Annotated in this window: 19 protein-coding genes; 6 read left to right on the forward strand and 13 right to left on the reverse strand. The window is 67.3% G+C overall.

Annotated elements, in window-relative coordinates:
* Positions 1–84 precede the first annotated feature (84 nt).
* Positions 85–1,290 (forward strand): hypothetical protein, encoded by a 1,206-nt coding sequence (locus KA712_09655; GenBank protein MCG5053210.1) that lies wholly within the window; start codon positions 85–87, stop codon positions 1,288–1,290.
* A 65-nt stretch (positions 1,291–1,355) separates the two neighbouring features.
* Here KA712_09655 and KA712_09660 read toward each other — a convergent pair whose 3' ends face one another.
* Positions 1,356–1,685 carry an RNA-binding protein gene (locus KA712_09660; protein MCG5053211.1) on the reverse strand — a complete coding sequence of 110 codons (330 nt, stop codon included), beginning with the start codon at positions 1,683–1,685 and terminating at the stop codon, positions 1,356–1,358.
* Positions 1,686–2,179: 494 nt separating this feature from the next.
* On the opposite strand from KA712_09660, the gene nhaD reads away from it, so the two are divergent.
* Positions 2,180–3,598, forward strand: a complete 1,419-nt coding sequence (gene nhaD, locus KA712_09665) for a sodium:proton antiporter NhaD (GenBank protein MCG5053212.1) — start codon at positions 2,180–2,182, stop codon at positions 3,596–3,598.
* A 54-nt stretch (positions 3,599–3,652) separates the two neighbouring features.
* Here nhaD and KA712_09670 read toward each other — a convergent pair whose 3' ends face one another.
* Positions 3,653–4,696: an OmpA family protein gene (locus KA712_09670; protein MCG5053213.1), complete on the reverse strand. Its 1,044-nt coding sequence runs from the start codon at positions 4,694–4,696 to the stop codon at positions 3,653–3,655.
* Here KA712_09670 and KA712_09675 point away from each other — a divergent pair.
* From KA712_09675 to KA712_09685, 3 genes are all read left to right on the forward strand, one after another.
* Positions 4,695–4,997, forward strand: a complete 303-nt coding sequence (locus tag KA712_09675; GenBank protein MCG5053214.1) for a hypothetical protein — start codon at positions 4,695–4,697, stop codon at positions 4,995–4,997. The genes KA712_09670 and KA712_09675 overlap by 2 nt on opposite strands.
* Positions 4,998–5,097: 100 nt before the next feature.
* A complete protein-coding gene (locus KA712_09680; GenBank protein ID MCG5053215.1) occupies positions 5,098–6,186 on the forward strand; it encodes a calcium/sodium antiporter in 1,089 nt (362 codons plus the stop codon).
* Positions 6,187–6,245: 59 nt separating this feature from the next.
* A complete protein-coding gene (locus KA712_09685) occupies positions 6,246–7,304 on the forward strand; it encodes a 3-deoxy-7-phosphoheptulonate synthase (protein MCG5053216.1) in 1,059 nt (352 codons plus the stop codon).
* A gap of 5 nt (positions 7,305–7,309) precedes the next feature.
* Here the strand turns inward: KA712_09685 and KA712_09690 are convergent, their stop codons facing one another.
* The 3 genes from KA712_09690 to KA712_09700 form a co-directional block, all read right to left on the reverse strand.
* Positions 7,310–8,065, reverse strand: coding sequence for an NTP transferase domain-containing protein (locus KA712_09690; protein MCG5053217.1), 756 nt, complete (start codon positions 8,063–8,065; stop codon positions 7,310–7,312).
* A complete protein-coding gene (locus KA712_09695) occupies positions 8,066–8,788 on the reverse strand; it encodes an HAD hydrolase-like protein (protein ID MCG5053218.1) in 723 nt (240 codons plus the stop codon).
* Positions 8,789–8,968: 180 nt separating this feature from the next.
* Entirely contained in the window at positions 8,969–9,679 is a 711-nt protein-coding gene (locus tag KA712_09700; GenBank protein ID MCG5053219.1) for a metal-dependent hydrolase, read from the reverse strand.
* A 221-nt stretch (positions 9,680–9,900) separates the two neighbouring features.
* On the opposite strand from KA712_09700, the gene KA712_09705 reads away from it, so the two are divergent.
* Positions 9,901–12,345 carry an MMPL family transporter gene (locus KA712_09705; protein ID MCG5053220.1) on the forward strand — a complete coding sequence of 815 codons (2,445 nt, stop codon included), beginning with the start codon at positions 9,901–9,903 and terminating at the stop codon, positions 12,343–12,345.
* Between the two features lie 12 nt (positions 12,346–12,357).
* On the opposite strand, the gene murQ is transcribed toward KA712_09705, so the two are convergent.
* The 8 genes from murQ to KA712_09745 all read right to left on the reverse strand — a co-directional run bounded on the left by murQ (position 12,358) and on the right by KA712_09745 (position 19,067).
* Entirely contained in the window at positions 12,358–13,308 is a 951-nt protein-coding gene (gene murQ / locus KA712_09710; protein ID MCG5053221.1) for an N-acetylmuramic acid 6-phosphate etherase, read from the reverse strand.
* A 59-nt stretch (positions 13,309–13,367) separates the two neighbouring features.
* Positions 13,368–14,171, reverse strand: a complete 804-nt coding sequence (gene dapB / locus KA712_09715) for a 4-hydroxy-tetrahydrodipicolinate reductase (protein ID MCG5053222.1) — start codon at positions 14,169–14,171, stop codon at positions 13,368–13,370.
* Positions 14,172–14,217: 46 nt separating this feature from the next.
* Positions 14,218–15,090: a 4-hydroxy-tetrahydrodipicolinate synthase gene (gene dapA, locus KA712_09720; protein MCG5053223.1), complete on the reverse strand. Its 873-nt coding sequence runs from the start codon at positions 15,088–15,090 to the stop codon at positions 14,218–14,220.
* Between the two features lie 72 nt (positions 15,091–15,162).
* The gene (locus tag KA712_09725; protein MCG5053224.1) at positions 15,163–15,672 is read right to left on the reverse strand and encodes a hypothetical protein; all 510 of its coding nucleotides are present in this window, start codon (positions 15,670–15,672) and stop codon (positions 15,163–15,165) included.
* Positions 15,669–16,673 (reverse strand): bifunctional riboflavin kinase/FAD synthetase, encoded by a 1,005-nt coding sequence (locus tag KA712_09730; protein MCG5053225.1) that lies wholly within the window; start codon positions 16,671–16,673, stop codon positions 15,669–15,671. Before KA712_09730 ends, KA712_09725 begins: the two co-directional genes overlap by 4 nt.
* Positions 16,674–16,724: 51 nt before the next feature.
* Positions 16,725–16,967: a hypothetical protein gene (locus KA712_09735; GenBank protein MCG5053226.1), complete on the reverse strand. Its 243-nt coding sequence runs from the start codon at positions 16,965–16,967 to the stop codon at positions 16,725–16,727.
* Position 16,968: 1 nt separating this feature from the next.
* Positions 16,969–17,223: a hypothetical protein gene (locus KA712_09740; GenBank protein ID MCG5053227.1), complete on the reverse strand. Its 255-nt coding sequence runs from the start codon at positions 17,221–17,223 to the stop codon at positions 16,969–16,971.
* Between the two features lie 50 nt (positions 17,224–17,273).
* Positions 17,274–19,067 carry a serine/threonine protein kinase gene (locus tag KA712_09745; protein ID MCG5053228.1) on the reverse strand — a complete coding sequence of 598 codons (1,794 nt, stop codon included), beginning with the start codon at positions 19,065–19,067 and terminating at the stop codon, positions 17,274–17,276.
* Positions 19,068–19,138 lie beyond the last annotated feature (71 nt).

Raw genomic sequence — 19,138 nt, forward strand, 5'->3', positions numbered from 1 at the left:
CGAAGCGCAAGCCCGTCCCACCCGCTTGGCCAGATACTTCCTCCCCAGGGAACCCGCCTTCGTGTTGTACTGACCACCCCTCACATGAGCGCTCTCCCCAGACTGATCTGCGTCCTCTCTTCCCTGTTCGTGATGTATATGCCGGGCACCACCCGGGCCGAAGAGGTCGGCTCGCCCGACGACCGCTCGGCGCTTGACCCCAGCGCGAGGGTGCCACGCGAGCGGCTGTCCCCCGACGACTGGGAACGCGCGTACGACGCTGCCCGTTTGCTCTTGCGTGATGGGCAGTTCGCGGTGGCCAGCTACTCGTTCACGAGCCTTGCGGCTGCAGCCCCGGACGTGGCGCGCAAACGTCTGGCCCTGGAGCAGTCGTGGCTGGCCACGTATTGGTGGAAGCACGACCTCACCTTGCAGACGGGCAGGGCAGACCCAAACCCTCGCACCCGTGTTCGCGATGACCGACGCACCACCGACGAACTTGCCGTTCTCTATACGTCGTCTGTGATTTACGGACTGGGGACGGGCATCACGCTCGCTGTCCACACCGAACCCGCTTCGGCCGCTGCCGGTATCCTACCGACACTGGGCTTTGCGGGGGCCGCGGCCTTGCTGGTGCGCCAGCTCGATCGGGGCCCTGGGCTTCGTTACGGCGCCGCCCAGGCGATCTCCTCGGGCCTGTTCGTGGGGTTCGAGGAGGGACTTGCGTGGATCCTGTGGAAGCAGGCCAAAAGCGCGCCCTTCGATGACCTCGAAGGCAAGACCGTGGCCACGATTCTTTGGGGTACCAGCACCCTGGGGGCCGTGGCTGGGGGCCTCGTGGGGCAGCTCCATGGCACCACGCCCGGCCGCGCCGCGCTCATGGGCTCGGGGGCTCTGTGGTCGGGCTCGGTTGCAGGGTTCGCCACGGCGGCGATCACGGACGGAGGTGACGCGTCCCTTTTGGCCGCCGCGATCGCGCTGAACGCAGGCGCGCTTGGCGGCGTGTTGTTGGGCGATCGGCTGAATCCCAGCATCGCGCGGGTGCGCTTCATCGACCTGGGAGGCCTGTGCGGTGGCTTGTTTCTGGGAGGGCTTTACCTTGCCTTCGCAGGCGAGGGCGCTTCGGCCTCGGGCGGTTTTGGCGCCCTTGCTCTGGGCGTGGGGGGCGGCCTGCTGGGAGCCGCCTTGCTCACCAGCGACATGGAGCCCGACGAGCGCAACCGGCAGCTGGACACCACCTCGTGGGTCCCCACCGTCGCGCCCGTGCAGGATGGCCACGGTGCCGTGTTGGGGATGGCTGGGGCGCTTTAGCCCCCCGAAAACGAAAACGGCCCGAGGCGGATGCCCCGAGCCGTCCGTTCAATCCGTGGTCTAGGCTACCAGCGACTTCCGCCTTGCCCGCCGCGGTCACTGCGTTCGCGGCCGCCCCCGCCGCCGCCGCCCCGCGCTCCGCCCCCGCCGCGATCGAGCGCCTCGCTCACGCGCAGGGTCCGGCCGCGGAGGTCGCGTCCGTTCAGGTTCTGGATCGCGCTGGCGCTCTCGCCCTCGGATCCCATCTCCACGAAGGCGAAGCCGCGTGGGTTGTTGGTGTACCGGTCGAGAGGGACCGACACCGAACGCACGTCGCCACATTCTGCGAACACGTTGCGCAGCTCGTCCTCACCAACCTCGAACGACAGATTTCCAACAAACAGCTTATTTCCCATATCTCATCCTCATCTCTTGCCCCTTCGGGCCCTACCATCCCTTGCGGGAGGGCTTCCTGTTTCAAACCGGAAAAATCCGGTGTTCGCGGACCCGGTTTGTTTCTTCCCCTTCCCCCAACCCACTGCCCGCTGTCCGGTGCCTGAACGAGCCAAGGTTGAGACCAGGGCGAAATACGAGGCCAAGAAACAGAAACGAAGCAAGGCGACGAGGAGTCGCAGACCGTTCGCGCCAGGGATACTAGCGGCTCGGCATGGCAACGTCCATCACGCGGCAGGCGTGAGCTCTGCGCCGTCGAGGCGGGCGGGGACCCCAGGTCGACTCGCAGCGGCACCAGGAAGACGAACAGGTGGTTGCCCGTGGGGCGCCCCGACGTAAGGTGGGGGTGAATTCTGACCTCCGGGGGTGTTGACGCTTTCCTTACCCCCCTGATTCCCTATACTCGGGCCGCGCGTTGCGATTGTTTCCCCTTGTCTCGTGGGATTGAACACAGATCATGAGCGGCATCTTCGGAACTGTTCCTCACCTTGACCTCGGCCTCCCGGGCCTCGCCGCCAACAGCCTGGCCGGCCTGGCGTCGGCGGGCGGCGCTGATTTGACCCATCACTGGGCGGGCTACGTGGCCGTGGGCGTGTTCGTGCTTGCCTACCTGCTGGTCATGGGCGAGGAGCTCACGAAGCTCAAAAAGTCCGGGCCCGTCATCCTGGCCGCGGGCTTCATCTGGGCGCTGATGGCCTTCGTCGAGCGCGGCACGGACAACGCGCATCACGTCGAAGAAGCCGTTCGCCACGCCGTGCTGGAGTACAGCGAGATCTTGCTCTTCCTGCTCACCGCGATGGCCTACATCAACGCGATGACCGACCGAGGCCTCTTCGAAGGCCTGCGCGTTTGGCTCATTCAGCGGCGCTTCACCTACCGCAAGCTCTTCTGGCTCACGGGCGTGACCGCGTTTTTCATGTCGGCGATCTTCGACAACCTCACCACGGCCTTGGTTCTGGGTGCGGTGGTCTGCTCCGTCGGGCGCGACAACAAGCGCTTCATTCAGATCGGGTGCATCAACATCGTGGTGGCGGCCAATGCGGGGGGCGCGTTTTCGCCGTTTGGCGATATCACCACCTTGATGGTTTGGCAGAAAGGCGTGTTGGCGTTTGGCGAGTTCTTCCGCCTCTTCGTTCCCTCCGTGGTGAACGCGCTGGTTCCGGCGATCCTCATGGGGTTGGCCGTTCCCAAGGGACTGCCAAGTTCCGACGAAGTGACGACCACGCTCAAGCCCGGTGCCTGGCGGGTTCTCGGCCTCTTCTTCATCACGATCGCCACGGCGGTGTCGTTCCACAGCGTGCTCGGCATTCCCCCTTTCCTGGGAATGGTGACGGGCCTCGGCTTCCTGCAGGTCTTCGGCTACTACTTGCAACGGCAGGGCCGCAAGGCGCAGCTCAACGCGAGCCCGAGCGAATCACAGCTGGGTGACATCGTGGCGTTCGACCCCTTCCGCTTCATCGAGCGGGCCGAATGGGACACCTTGCTGTTCTTCTACGGCGTGATCCTCTGCGTGGCGGGCCTCGGATACGTGGGCTACCTGTCGATGGTGTCGCACCTCCTTTACGAAGGCTGGAGCCCCACCCTCGCCAACACCGTCTTGGGCCTGCTCTCCGCCGTCATCGACAACATTCCCATCATGGCCGCTGTGCTGCAGATGCAGCCAGCGATGAGCGACGGTCAATGGCTACTCATCACGTTGACGGCCGGTGTGGGCGGAAGTCTGCTGTCCGTGGGCTCGGCGGCTGGCGTGGGCCTCATGGGACAGTCCCAGCACAACTACACGTTTTTAAAGCACCTGGTCTGGAGCCCCGCCATCGCGCTCGGCTACTTCGCCAGCATCTGGTGCCACCTCTGGATCAACAGCGCGATGTTCTAAACGCGACCACGGGGGCCCGCCTTACCCGAGGCGGGCGCCCTTGCCACCAGCGCCCTAGCGAGCCGCTTTCCGGTCCACCTTGACGATGGGGGTGAGCAGCACCTCGATGCGCCGGTTGCGCGCCAGGTTCTTGCTGCGGGGGCGGTACTGCGAGTAGGCCGCGGCCGAGACCCGCGTGGGGTCGAGCCCAACTTCTTCCACGAGGTAACGGACCACGTTGACCGCGCGGGCTGACGAGAGCTCCCAGTTGGTGGGGAAGTCGCTGCGCTTGACGGGGCGGTTGTCGGTGTGGCCGCCAATGATGATTTGTTTGTCTTCGACGCCCTTCAGGATCTTCCCCACGCGGGCCAGCACACGGTACCCACCCAAGGAAAGCTCGGCCTTTCCGCTGGGAAACATCACATCGTCGACCAGACTCACGGACACTTCCTTGCCCGCCGACTCGATCTCGCCGTCTTTCTCGGTGAGCTGCTCTTTGAGGTCGGCAATCAGCTTCTGGTCTGCGGAGGTCGCCGTGTCCTTGGCCGCGATCTCGGCCTCGAGCGTTGCGAATTTTCGGGCCTCTTCGGCCGCACGGCTCTCTGCGGCCGCCACGCGGGCCTGTGCAGCGTCGACAGCGTCCTGCTGCTGACTCTGCAAGGCCAGCAGGCGCTCGCGCTCCTTGTTGGCCAGGGCGGCCCCGCCGATGAGAGCGGCGAATCCCAGGGTTGCCAGCAGCCAACCAAGGCGGCCCCGGCGCCGGACACGCTCGAGCCTTCCGGCCGGCAGGGTCTCCGTGGCGTAGGGGTCTTCACCCTGGCTCTTCGAGCGGGCCGCCGCACGGCCCAGAAGGCTGTCGGGGCTTGGCGCATGGCTGGGTCCCGAAGCGGGACCGGGAGCCGCCCAGTCTTGGCTCGGGCTCCCTCCGTAAGGGGGGGCATACGGTGACGGGGCGGGGAACTCCGGGGGCGCGTAGAGGGGCGCGTCGGGGCTCGTATGCACCGCGGGCGCCATGACGGGGGGGGCGCTGATGGTGGTCGGTGGGGCCTCGAAGGAGGGCGCGAACGATCCCGGCGTGCCCGGCGCGGTGGGGTGCGGCTCCGGGGTGGGGGGAAACATGTTTATCTCGTCCCAGGGCGCCGGCGCGACGGGGCCAAAGTCCGTGGGAAACGGCCCTGCCGCAGAAGTCTCCGTCACGGGGAGAGCGCGAGGCGGGGTGTATCCAGGTGCCGCCGGGGGAGGCGACCAGCGGGGGCGGGACGCTGCGGCCACCCGCCTCGTTGCCGCGGGCGGGGGCGGGGGCGGCGTTGGCCGGGAGGGGGGCAACGAAGACAAATCCGGCCCACCCGGCCGGGCTGGAGGCGCCTTGGGAAAGCCGGGCGAAGACATGGCCCACAACGTACCACAGCGCTTCGGGTGAAGGTACCCGGCGCTGGGTCGTGGGGACACCTTGACCCTTGCACCCCTTCGAAGGGTGCCGTAAAGGCTGCGTTGGCTCACAGTCTGCGGCAACAACACGCGTGACTCTCTCTTCCCCCGTTCTTTTGGTCCTTGGGTTGGTGCTACTGGCGGGCGGCGCGGATGTGCTCATCCGTGGCGCTGCGCGGCTGGGCTTGTCTTTGGGGCTATCGCCGCTGGTCGTGGGGCTCACCGTGGTGGCGGTGGGCACGAGCGCCCCTGAACTCGGTGTGTCCGTGTTCTCGGCGTGGGCGGGTCAGGGCGACTTGGCCGTGGGGAACGTGGTGGGGAGCAACATCGGCAATCTGCTTCTCATCCTCGGGCTGTCGGCGCTGCTTCGCCCGTTGGTGGTGGACCCGGCCGTGTTGCGCTGGGACTTTCCCTTTCTGGTGGGCGTATCGGCGCTCTTGTTCGCGCTGGCGTGGGACGGGGCTCTTTCTTCGGTCGACGGCCTCGTGTGTCTTCTGCTCGGCTGCGTGTACACCTGGCGCTCGATTCAGGTGGGCCGCCGCCAGGGCACCGAAACACCTGAGGGTGTGCCCCGATCGGTGGGGCGACCCCGCTTTGCCACCGTCGCGCGGGACTTGGCCTTGATCGGCGTGGGCCTCGGCATGCTGGTTCTCGGGTCACGCTGGCTCGTGGATGCCGCCGTGCACATGGCGCGGGCGCTGGGCGTCAGCGAGTTGGTGATTGGCCTCACCGTGGTGGCGATCGGGACGTCGCTCCCGGAGCTTTTCACGTCGATCGTGGCCACGATGCGAGGGCAAAGGGAGATCGTGGTGGGGAATGTGGTGGGCAGCAACATCGCCAACATCCTCCTCGTCCTGGGCGCAACGGCCGTGGTGGCACGCGGTCCCGTGCGCGTCGCGCCCGGCGCGTTGGCGTTGGATGTGCCCGTGATGCTGTTCGCAACGGTGTGTTGCTATCCCCTGCTGCTCACGGGCGGGGCGGTGAGCCGAAAAGAAGGGGCCTTGCTGATGAGCGGCTACTTCGTCTACGTGGTGCACCTGGCCCTGACGGCGGCGCGGCATGCGTGGGCCCCGGGGTTTGCCCGCGTGGCTCTCTTTGCGTTCGTGCCGGTGGCCTGCCTCGTGGCCGTGGGAGCCAGCGTGAGTGCCTGGCGGGCCGGACGGTTCCGCGCGCGGACCTGAACCCGCCGCACGCAGGCGGCGCGGGCCGCAGCTGGCTGCTATTTTCGGCCGTTCGACCCATGCGCCCCACCAAAGACCTTCACGTCAAAGAGTGCAAACCCCTGGCGACGCCGGCTCAAATCGTCGCGGAAATCCCGATGACGGATGCGGCGGCGGAGACCGTGGCCACGGCGCGGGAGGAGATGAGGCAGCTCATCCATGGTCAGGATCGCCGTCTCCTCGTGGTGGTGGGGCCCTGCAGCATCCACGACGTCGCGATGGCCGAAGCGTACGCGGCCTTCATCGCCGAGGCCCGCCGGACCTACGGCGCGTCGTTGCTGGTCCTGATGCGCGTCTATTTCGAGAAACCGCGGACCACGACGGGATGGAAGGGGCTCATCAACGATCCCCACCTCGACGGCACATACGACGTGGAGACCGGCCTACGGAGGGGGCGCAAGCTCCTGGTGCAGCTGGCGGAAGCGGGCATTCCGGCGGCGTCGGAGGTGCTCGATCCCATCTCGCCGCAGTACCTGGCGGAGGCCATCTCCTGGGCCGCGATCGGTGCGCGGACGGTGGAGAGCCAGACCCATCGCGAGATGGCTTCCGGGCTCTCGATGCCCATCGGGCTCAAAAACGGAACGGACGGTAGCCTGCAGACCGCGCTCAACGCGATGAAGTCGGCGGCGCAGCCGCATCGTTTCCTGGGCGTCGACGTCGAGGGGCGTGTGGCCGTGGTGGCCACGACGGGCAATCAGGACACGCACCTCGTGCTGCGCGGCGGTTTGGCCGGGCCCAACTACGAAGAGCCCTACGTGCTCGCGGCCGCAGACGAGCTGCGAAAGGCGGGCTTGCCGTCGCGAGTGATGATCGACTGTAGCCACGACAACAGCTCGAAGGACTTCGCGCGGCAGCCCGTGGTGCTCGACGACATCGCCGCTCAGCTTCGCCGTCACGATCACATCCTGGGCGTCATGATCGAGTCGAACTTGGTGGCAGGGAAACAGGCCTTCCCGCCGCCTGCGGGCACGAGCCTGCGCTACGGCCAGAGCATCACGGATGGGTGCGTGGATCTCGAGGCGACCCGTCGCATGCTGGATGCGCTCGCAGACGCGCTCGCGGGCCGTCCGGCGGCTTGAGCCCCTCAGGCCCGCAGACCGTCGAAGGCGCCGCCGCCCAGGGCGCCTTCGGCCTGGTGGCGTTCCTCGGGCGTGTCCACCTCGAGCCAGCCATGGCCGCTGATGTCGCGGCAATGGGGGGGTAAGGATGTGCGCGCCAGGCGCGCCAGCACGCGTTCGACGTGGATGTCCTCCCCATCTTCGCGGATCGCCTCGTCCACGGCGGCCAGATAACGCGCCTTCGCCTCGGCCGGCACGCGGGTCATGCCCACGTAGCCGCAATCGAACTGGGAGAGGGGCTTGGCGATCTCCTGGATGCGGCCCTCTGCATCGCGCAGCACCTTCATGTCGTCCGCGCCGAGCGTGCGGTCGGTGTCGATGAAGCCCGTGACATCCGTGACGGGCGCCGCCACCAGGGGCGCAATCGTCGGCCGGTAGATGTGGTCCACGTTGAGGATCAGGAAATCGCCCACGAGGTGAGGCCGGGCGGCCTGGAACGACAAAATATTGCCGCGTCGGAACGCTGCGTTTTGCACGAGCTCGATGGGCAGATCGGCTGCGGGGCCCTTCCGAAGCGCTTCGAGCGTGTCGGCCACTTGCTCGAACTCGAAACCTCCCACCACGATGATCCGCCGCGGTGCCAGGAGCCGCGCGAAGCCCAGTCCGTAGGCCAGGAGCGGCTTTCCCGCCACGGGGATGAGGGCTTTGGGAAGATGGCGCGTGAGCTCACCGAGACGGCTGCCAAGCCCGGCCGCCATCAGGACCACGTCGAGGCTGGCCACTTAGAGTCCCGCAGCGGAGGCCATCGGCCAGAACAGGTCCGGAATGTGGGCGAACTGGTCCACCACCGGGTGCTTCGGGAACTTGAGCACGAAGCGCTCGCGCGAGAAGGTCCCGGCCACGCCGATGAAGCGGAGCTCCTCCTGGTCGGCGATGTCACCGTCGTGAAGAGAGTCACCCACGAACATGAGGTCCTCGCGGCGGACGCCAAAGTGCTTCATGGCAAGCTCGACGTGCGTGCGGCCCTTGGCCAAGCCGTTGCCGTAGCCCAGCGCCATGTCGAAAGGAAACCGGTTGTGGGCGACGAACGTGTTCACGTTCTCGGTGCCGTTGTTGGACGAGACCACCACGGCCACGCCCCGGCTGCGGAGTTCCTCGAGCGCCCAGCGCGTTTCGGTCGTCAGGCGCGCGGTGTTGCAGCGGGCGGGCTTCGCCGCCTCGAAGCGGTCGGACGCGGCTTGGTTGCGGCCATCGCCCGGGCAAATGGCGTCGAGCTGACGAATGAAGGGAAGGCCGCAGGTGGTGAGGTACATGTCCCGCGCCAGCTTGCGGTCCATGCCGTAGACCTCTTCGAGAACGTCCGTGGCCAAGTCCGCCAGGATCGGCATCGTGTCGATCAAGGTGCCGTCGAGGTCGCAGAGCAGCACTTTGGGTGCGGCCAGCCGGGGCGCGAGCCGGGAAGCGCGGCGTGTCGAAAGGGGGGCGGTGGCGGGTTGAACGTCCATGTCGCGCCCGCTTAAAGCAAGACGCGATCCAGACACGAAGAATTCACGCAACTGGTGAATTCCGCAGCTGTTTGGGCGAGAGCTGCCCCGAGGGACGTCGCCGGAAGTGTCGAAGTTTCACCGGTGTAGGTGGTGAAGATCGAACACCCTCTCCGGTGTGAGCGGATCAGGCGAGAGGCCCTACCGGTCGGGTCCAGGACGCGGGTCGGGTTCAAGCGCTGCGGCAGCGGACCCGGCCGGCGAGGCTCGGGCCCGAGGTGCCCAGGTTTTTGCCACCAGCTCCGAGTGCGCGAGCCAGATCTGCCCCAAGACCAGGCAGAACGCTGTGGCGATCAGAAAGACCTGAACGCGGGCGAAAACGGGATGGCGGCTCTTCAGGAAGGAGCGCAGCGGTCCCTTCCACAAGGCCAAAAGCATCAAGGGAAGGAAGTAGAGCGCTTCGACCAGGCTCACCTCGAGCCCTCGCGCTGACAGGTACGCAAGCCCCGATGGGGCCACGGGAATCGGGCGGAGGGGCAGGGTGATGCGCTCGGGCAGGAGCGGCCACAAGAGCGCGATGCCGCGGCTGTCCGTGGTCGCAGCGTCCAAAACCCCGTGGCTGGCCACCACCAGGAAGCTCAGGACCGCCACACGTACGGGATACCGGCCCCGCCGGAATATCCAGTACGCGAGAGCGGCGACGAGGCCCGCAAACACCCAGGTATGCGTAAAGCCGCGATGCCCCAGCAACCCGTGGTCGGGTTGCCCCAGCGCCACGGGCAGGATGTCGAGGTCCGGGAGCAGCGAGAGCCCCGCATAGGCCGACATCGTGCGCATCAGATCTCGGCTGTCGCGGGCCCCGTGCAGGCGACCCGCCAGCATTCCCACGGCGACGTGCCCGATGCTGGCCACAGCTTAGTTTAGCAAGGAGCGGTGGCACAAGCCTGCGGCGTCCGGGCTCGCAGGGCGCGGCGTCGGTGCCACGTCCGTGCCAGATCGGCGCACAGATCTCCACACGGCGTCCCGGGTCCGTGGCGAAACGAACAGAATCTTTTCCAAGTTTCCGTTGGACTTCCCATCTCTGCTACGCTGCGGGCTCTCGCGCTTTGTCTTCCGCTTCCGAAATATCCCCCGTGGCCCGACGTTACGCGGCGTGGGTTGGCCGCCACCCGGTGGCGATTCTGGTGGTCGGCGCGCTCTTGTTCGCCTTGGGCGGGGGGCTTGCCTCCCGGCTCAAGTTGAAGACGGCATTCCACGAGCTTCTGCCCAGTGACGACCCCGGGGTGGTGGCGCTGTTGCGAACCCAGGCCCGTATGGGCGATCTGAGCCTGCTGGCGGTGGGCATTCGTTCTCCCGACAAAGACGCGAACTTGAAGTACGCGGCGGCTCTGACGGCCGCGCTGCGTGAGTTGCCGCGCGAGATCTCCGAGCTGGCCACGTACAACGTCCTCGATCTGAAGGCGTTCTTCGAGAGGAACCAGTGGCTCTATTTATCGGTGGACGATCTCGAGCAGATTCGAGATCGGCTGCGGCGGGAGATTGGCGCTCGGAAAAACCCGCTGTTCATCGATCTCGGAGGAGACGACGAGGACGAGGACGAACGGGCGCTCTCCCAGCGCATCGAGAAGCGACGGACGGGCTTGGCCGACAAGTTTCCGGACGGCTACTTCATGAGCCAGGACGGAAAGTACGTGTGGGTCGTGGCCCTGCCTCCTGGGGGTATGTTCGTGGAGCGTGCGGGCGAAGCTCTCCTGGCCGAAGCCAGGGCCATCATTGCGCGGCTCGATCCCAAGGGTTACCACCCGGAGATGACGGTGGAGCCAGGCGGCCCCATCGTGACCGCCATCGCCAGCCGCCGGGCTGTCGAGCGGGACATCGTCTGGGTCACCGTGACCTGCTTGTCCATCGTGGCGCTTTCGATTGGGCTCTACTTTCGGCGTGTGCGCTCCGTGCCTCTCATCGGTGCCCCTGCGGCGTTGGGCACCGTGCTGGCCTTCGGTGTGGCCCAGCAGGCGTTCGGTTACTTGAACGCGTCCACGGCCTTTTTGGGGTCGATCATCCTGGGCAACGGCATCAACTACGGCATCGTGCTGTTGTCGCGCTACGAGGAGGCGCGCACCGACGGCCTGGGATATCGCGAGGCCTTGGCTGCTGCGATGGCCGGCGTGGTCAAGGGCACGCTGACCGCGGCTGTGTGTGCTTCGGCGGCGTATCTGAGCCTGATGCTGACGAGCTTCCGTGGGTTTTCGCAGTTTGGGGTCATGGGCGGGGTAGGTGTGCTCTTTTGCTGGGTGGCCAATTTCACGATGTTGCCCGCGATGCTCGTGCTTTTGGACCGGAGGGCCTCTCGGCTCGGGCGTCAAGTGGCGCCCTGGTCGATGGCGCCCGTGGGGCGGCTTCTGCACCGGCACGCCACGGCTATCCTGCTGGGCTCGGTGATCCTCACGGGTGTGTTGGCCCTCGGCACCACACATTTTCTCGACGCTCCCTTCGAGTACAACTTCCGCAAGCTGGCTGCCAACGTCGACCAGTCCGACGATCAGCGGCAGTTTTCGCGCAGCCTCGACGACCTCTTCGGAAGGTGGCCGCAGCCCACCATCGTTTTGGCCGACGACATTTCCGAAGTGGAGTCACTGCGAACTGCACTGCGCGCGCAAGACGAGCAGGTCAACCCGCAACGCAAGGTGATCGGGCAGGTCGTCACGATCTACGACATGCTGCCGGGGCCTCCCGAGGTGCAGGAAGAAAAGCTCGCCCTGGTGTCCCAGATCCACAAGTTGGCCAACGATCCGGCGCTCGACGTGTTAACCGAGGCCGAGCGCAAGAAGCTCTCGGCGGTGAACCCGCCCGATGACCTCGCAGTGCTGAAGCCCGGTGATCTGCCGCCCCTCGCGCGGCGTCCCTTCACTGAGGCCGATGGCACCCTCGGGCGGGTGGTGCTGCTTTACCCCGTCGAGCAGGGCTTTTCAGTTTGGAACGGACGTGACCTCCTCGAGATGGCGGCCGTCTCGCAGAAGGTCACGATCCCGAGCGGTGAAGGTGGTGAAACGAAGACCATCGAAACGGCGGGTCACGCGGTGGTCTTTGGTGCCATGATTCGCTCCATCCTGAAAGATGGGCCGGTGGCAACGGGGGTCTCTTTGCTGGCGGTGGTCTTCCTGGTGGTGCTCATCATGCGCCCCCTGTCAGCTGCCCTGTCCGCCGTGCTTTCGCTAATTCTGGGTGTGATCTGGATGGTGGGGGCTGCGGGGTGGGCCGGCGTGGCCATCACCTTCCTCAACTTCATTGCGTTGCCCATCACGTTCGGCGTGGGGGCCGAGTACGCGCTCAACGTCATGGCAAGGTACCGGCAAGACCGAGACGTCGAGGCGGCCGTGGCTTCGACCGGAGGCGCCGTGGCCCTTTGCTCCTGGACCACCATTGTGGGGTACGGCTCGCTCCTGGCGGCCCGGAATCAGGCCCTGCGAGGCTTTGGTGTGATGGCGATCCTGGGCGAGGTGGCCTGCCTGGCCACAGCCATCCTGGCGCTTCCCTCACTCATCTTGTTCCTCAAGAAGCGCAAGCTCCCGATGGCCTGAGGGCCAACGGCGTCAGTCCCCGGCGCGTACGTCCAGGTCGCCCACGATGGCTCTCAGCGAGCCCCGGTGCAAAACCAGGAGCTCTTTCGCGCGCACGGCGTTGACGTGGGCATGGTGCATGACGAGCGCTACCTTGGCGCGCCCCCCTGCCTTTTTGATGAGCGCGAGCGCTTCCTCTTCGCCAAGGCCCGTCAGCCGACGCACGATGCGCGTGGCGCGGGCCCACAGCTTTGCGTTCGTGGGGCGCACGTCCACCATCAGCCCGCCATACGTTTTGCCCAGCAGCACGAAGGCCGTGGTGGACAGGGCGTTCAGCGTGATCTTCGTGGCCGTGCCCGCCTTGAGGCGGGTGGAGCCCGAGATGACCTCGGGTCCCGTGGCCAGCTCGATCACGACGTCTGCGATCGGAGAGCCGTCCTCGTAGGTCACCGTGCGGCCGCAGGTGATGAAGATCGTGGCGGCCCGTCGGCTGTGGGCGTATTCCAGCGCGGCCCTCACGAAGGGCGTGACGCCCGAGGCAGCGATGCAACAGACCACGTCCTGCGGGCCCACGGCGATGCGGCGCATGCGCTGCTCCGCTTCCCGGGTGTCGTCTTCCGCGCCTTCGACGGACTTGACCAGGGCGCGGCTTCCGCCGGCCACCACGGCCTCGACGAGCGAGGGCGGGATGCCGAAGGTGGGAACACACTCCGCCGCGTCCAGGTTGCCGAGGCGTCCCGAGGTGCCGGCGCCGACGTAGACCAGCCGCCCCCCCTTGACCAGGGTGTCGGCGATGAGACGGGCGCCCTGCGCGATCACGTCCGCGCGCGCCCTCACCGCCTTGACGGCGTTGGCCTCCTCTTCCGCCATGAGCTTGACGACCTCCAGGGCCGGCAGGGTGTCGAGCAGCTCTGAACGCGGGTTGTCGGCCTCGGTCGGCAAGGCCGCGTAATCGGGAGCTTTGGGCGCACGGCCTCGGGGCATGGCGTTGCCGTTCTTTGTACCCGCACGTGCGGGCGAGGATCAATCGAGAGTGGGCGTCTTCAGCGTAGTCCCAGCACGTCGCGCATGTCGTAGAGCCCCGGCGTTTTTCCGGCAAGCCACAGCGCCGCGCGTACGGCGCCCCGGGCGAACGCGTCTCGAGACGACGCTCGGTGGGTGATCTCGATGCGCTCGTCGGGCCCGAAGAAGAACACGGTGTGGTCGCCGACCACGTCGCCACCCCTCAGCGTCTGGATGCCGATCTCCCCCGGTGGGCGCGGCCCCACGTCGCCATGGCGGCTGTAGCAGGCGACGGCATCGAGCGCGACGCCGCGGCCCTCGGCGGCGGCCTCGGCCAGGCGCAAAGCGGTACCCGAAGGGGCGTCGCGCTTCATCTTGTGATGGGCTTCGACGATGTCGATGTCGAAGCCGGTGCCCAGGGTGCGGGCGGCGTCACTCACGAGCTTGAGCAAGGTGTTGACCCCCACGGACATGTTGGGCGCCAAGACGATGGGCATGCGCTGCGCGTAGGTGCCCACTTCGGCCTTCTGTGCCTCGGAAAGGCCCGTGGTGCCAATGACGATGCCTGCCCCCGCGGCTGCGGCTGCGGCGATGTTGGCCAGGGTGGCGCTGGGTGACGTGAAGTCGATCCAGACGTCGGTGCTTCCCGGGGCGGGGGCTTTGGTGTCGACCGCGACGCCCAGGGGGGCAAGCCCCGCCAGCGTTCCGGCGTCGGCGCCCGAGGCGTCGGCGCCAGGGCGTTCGATGGCGGCAGCCAACCGGGCGTGGTCCGTTTGGCTGATGATGCGAATGATGGCGCGGCCCATGCGGCCAGAGGCGCCCAGAACGGCGATGCGCGTGCTCATGTGTCGACGTGAAGGAGAGGTTGTAGGTCCCGCCAAGCGTGAGCGTTTAGAGCAGCCCGGCTTGGGAGAGCTGCTGCGCGAGCTTGTCGCGGAACTTGGCCGAGAGCGGATAGAGCGGCGGCCGAATCTCCTCGGTCATGCGCCCCATCATGGCGAGCGCCGCCTTCACCGGAATCGGGTTCGACTCGACGAACAGCCCCTGCGAGAGGGCGAAGAGCTTGTAGTGCAACGCACGGGCTTCGTTCCACTGGCCCGCTACGGCGGCATCCCACATGGCCGACATGTCTTTGGGGGCAATGTTCGACAGGACCGAGATACACCCCTTGCCGCCGAGCGCGTAGAGCGCGAACGCCGTGGCATCGTCTCCCGACAACACGGCCAGGCGGTCGCCGATACGGGCGATGATCTCCGCGGCGCGGGCCGCCGAGCCCGTGGCCTCCTTGACCGCGACGACCTTGTCGAGTGCGCACAGGCGCTCGAGGGTCTCGGGCAGCAGATCGCAGGCGGTGCGCCCGGGCACGTTATACAGAACCGTGGGAAGCGGCACGGCCTCGATGATCGTCTTGAAGTGGTGAAAGAGCCCGTCTTGCGTGGGCTTGTTGTAGTACGGCGTGACCTGCAGCATGCCGTCGGCGCCGGCGTCCTGGGCGGCCTTCGACAACTCGATGGCTTCCTTCGTCGAGTTCGCGCCGGTGCCGGCGACCACGGGGACACGCTTTTTCGCTTCCGCGACGACGATCTTGATGACACGCAGGTGCTCTTCCACGTCGAGCGTGGCCGACTCACCCGTAGTGCCACAGGGCACCAAACCATCGATGCCGTTGTCGATCTGATCGTTGACGAGACGGCGCAAGGCCTCCTCGTCCACGCGATCGTTGCGGAACGGCGTAACCAGGGCGGTAAAGACTCCGGAAAACATCGGGCGGGGACAGTACCACGTTTGTTCTCCACCGCCCATAAGGCGGATGGGGAAGGGCGGCGAGGGGCGTGCCTAGGGCGCCACCGGCAGAGCCGAGCGCGCCAGGGGGACGAACACGCCCTCGGACAGGAGCCCCACGGCTGCGACCGCACTGTGCAGCCCGGGCACTGGAAGGGTCATGCGACCGGACGAGGCGGGCAGGCTCAGCTGCCGCTTGACGCGCTCGATGCCCTCGGGACCTCGCACCAACAACAAGACCTCGAGCACCGGAGGCGTGCGTGTGGCCGGAAGCGCCCAGGCGACGATCGCGGCGCTTTCGCCGTGGGCATCTTGCCCCGTGACTGCCACCACGCCGGGCACGCCCGGGAGGGGGACTTCGTGCGGAAGTGTGGGCCCTCCGCCGTCTTCTTGCCAAGCCTCTTCCAGCTCGGCGAGCTTGCTTTGCCAACGCCGCGCGGCCGCGTGGTGGGGATGAGCATTGAGCAGGTTGCGGTAGATGGAGAGCGCGGCGCCGAAGCGGCCCTGGCGGGCACAAAGTTCGGCCATCGTTTCCGTCTCGAAGGGCTCGGTGGCTGCGGTCATGGGTTCCCAAGGGATGAGGGGGGCAGGAGGCGGTCTCGCGCCTGGGTCACGTCGGCCGCGATCTGACGAACGAGCGCCTCGACATTGTCGAAGCGCAGCTCGTCTCGCAGCCGGGCAACGAAGGATAGACGCAAGCGTTTGCCGTAGAGGTCACCACTGTAATCGATGAGGTGGGCTTCGATCGAGAGGGCGCCCTGCACGTTGAACGTGGGGTTCGTTCCCACGCTCACGGCTGCAGGCCACGCGGGCGCTTCCCCCGACGGGAAGACCTCGGCGGCGGCAGACGAGACGGGGGGCGCTTCCGTGGCCCAGGCCGCATAGATCCCGGCGCGCGGCAGGAGCTCCGTGTCGGCCGCGACGTTGGCGGTGGGATAGCCGAGGTTGCGCCCGCGGGCGGCGCCATGGACCACCTGGCCCTCGAGGGCGTAGGGGCGACCCAGAAGCAGAGCCGCGCCCTCCACCCGTCCCTCGAGCACGAACTCCCGCACCTTGGTGGACGAGCACACGATGCCTTCGACGGTCACGGGCTCGAGCACGTCCACACCGATGCCGACCTGGCTGGCCCAGGCGACGAGTTTTGAGGCGTTGCCTTGGCGGCCCTTGCCAAACGCAAAGTCGTAACCCACGACCACGTGACTGACGCCCAGCTCGGCGTGCAGGTGGTCGAAGACGAACGCTTCGGGGGTGGTGTGGGCGAACGCGGCATCGAAGGTCTGCACCAGCGCAAAACCGGCGCCCGCGCTGGCGAGGGTCTCGAGCCGAGCCGCGAGCGGCATGATCATGGGCGGTGCCAGCTGGGGGGCGAAGTGACGGGCCGGGTGCGGGTCGAACGTGAGCACGCCGCAGGCGCGTCCGGACGTCCGGGCGGCCACGTCGTGCGCCCGCGCGAGCAGCGCCTGGTGCCCGCGATGGACGCCGTCGAAGTTGCCGATCGCGACGACCGCACCGCCGGGGCGCGCCGGATCCGCCGTGAAGGCGTCGCGGCCCCAGTAGATTCGCATGGCCACGGCATATCGGTTGCCGGGAAGGCCGTCAAGCGGCCCCCGGGCGCACTATCCGCCGCGCACCAAGACGATGCGCTTGATGGATAGGGCGATCACCACGAGCGCACAGAGCACCACGGCCCGCAGCACGCGCACCTTGCGGACGCGGCGCTTGAGCACTTCGTAGTAGGCCAACGCCTCGGACTCGGGGAGCTTGCGCAGAATGATTTCTTCACGGCGCACACGCACCCGTTCACTGACCTCGGTACCGAGCGCCAACACGAGCACCGCCAGCAACATTGACCCGAACACCTCAGGGGGCTCCCTGGACGCGGGGCGGTGGGAGTACGCCGAAGGCATAAACGGCCAGACCCAGGGCGACCGTGCAGACGAGAGCCGTGACGAGATAGAGAGTTCGCTGGGCGTCGTGGCGATCCCGTTCATGTTCGGCGATCGCCTGGCGCACAGGCATGTTGCGGACGCGGGCGAGCTTGCGCCGCTCGGTCCAAAACTGGCTCACCGAGTAGGCGGCGGCCGCGGCAGCCAGGATCAGGCGGAGGCCTCGCATGATGGTGGCGTTGAGACTACTTCAGCGCTGGCCGAGCGGCGAGCGCTGCCTCAGGGCGTTCCCAGCGCTTCGGGCTCCAGGGCGCCTTCGGGGGCCGGTCCCTCTGCCGCGCCGCGGGGTGCGTTCTCGGCCGCGCCTTCGTGGGGCGGCGGCTCGTTATCGGGCAAGGGTGGGGGTTCGGCGACGACAGGCTCGGGGGCAGGCGCGACGGGCTCCCGGGTGCGTTCAGGCAAGGACAGCTCGTCGAGCCCTTCGACCGGCGGCGGCGGCAGCTCGCGACGGGAGCTTCGGGAAGGAGGCAGGCTCCTCGAGGGATCCTCGGAAGGCAAAGCCGCGGTGTTGGACGGTAGCTCCGTGACGTCGGCTGCGCCCTCGAAGGCCTCGTCTGCCGGCACTTCGTCGACGGACTCGGTTTTCGGGGGCGGCGCGCGCAGTTGCGGCTCCGCGCGTTCGGCTCGGGCGCTCGCGGGGGGGCGGGGGGGCGGCTGCACGGGCGGTGGGGGCGTCGCCTCGTCCTCCGCGGGAGGTGGGGGGAGCGGAGTCACCTCGGCCGCGCGGGTTCCCCAGGCGGCCCGCCACAGCCCGAAGCCCGCCGCGCCCAAAGCACAGAGTACCACCACCACCAAGAGGCCCGTCCAGCGCGAAGGCTGGGTCGATCGGATGGCGCGCGGCGCTTCTTCTTCGAGCCAGGAGGGCCCGATGCGCAAGTCAGCCACGGTAGGTTCGGCGCCGACCAAGCGTGCCACGTTCTCCCTCCGTGACCCGGCCTCGTGCAGCAGGGTCGGCTCGTCGTGCCTTGCCGCTTCTTCGCCCAGCACCAGGGCTTCTCCGGTAATTTCGCCGCCCGGGATTGCCGATTCGGGAACGGCCCCTGGGCCCTGCCGCCCGATGGGGGGCTCCCCGTCGCGGCGGGCAAGCTCGAGCAGCCACTGCTTGAGCTCCGTCTGGCCCGGAGAGGCAAAGGTGTTGCGCAGGGCCCCCTCGACATCGGCGAGCATGTCGTCGGCGGAGCCGAAGCGCTGGTCCCGATCGAAGCACATGGCCCGCTCGAGGATCGCCACGAGGGCGGGGTGAAGGTCCGGCGCCCGTGCGAGGGGAGGGGTGAACTCGCCCTGTTGGACCCGCAGCAGCACCTCGAGATCCGACGCCCCCTCGAAGGGCCGTTGCCCGAGCACGAGCAGGTAAAGCAGCGTGCCCAGGGAGTAGAGGTCCGAACGCGCATCGAGCGTTTGCCCCAGAGCTTGCTCGGGGGACATGAACGCGATCTTTCCCTTCACCACACCCGTCTCTGTGTTGTCCCGTTTCCGGCGAGCCTTTGCGATGCCGAAGTCGGCCAGCTTGACTTCGCCTTGTTCGCTGATGAGCACGTTCTGCGGGCTCACATCGCGATGAACGATGCCGAGCGGCTTGCCCTCGACGCTCGACTTGGCGTGGGCATATCCCAGCGCGCGGCAGACCTGGGCGGTCACGTACAGCGCGAGCTCGGGAGGGAAGGGCAATCCCACCCGTTCGGCTCGTCGCAAGAGCCGCCCGAGATCCCAGCCGTCGACCAGTTCGAGCACCAGGAAATACCGCCCTCCAGCCTGGCCGAGATCGAGCACCTGGACGATGTTGTTGTGAGACAGGCCCATCGAAATGTGGGCTTCGTCGATGAGCATGTTGCGAAACTGCTCGTCGGCGTAGAGGGCCGCGTGAATGCGCTTGAGGACGACGGGCTTCTCGAATCCTTGCGAGCCATGTTGTTTGGCCAAAAAGATCTCGGCCATCCCGCCTTCGGCGAGCTTTCGCACCACGGTGTAGCGTCCGTGCTGCGTGGCTTGCGGGGTGGCCCGAATCAGACTCACGGGCACCGCGCCTGTTGAAACGGGCTAAACATGAATGCTCATGTAGGGAAAGGGAAGCGTATGGCGAGCCG

The sequence above is a fragment of the Myxococcales bacterium genome (genome assembly GCA_022184915.1).
Lineage (GTDB): Bacteria > Myxococcota_A > Polyangia > Fen-1088 > Fen-1088 > JAGTJU01.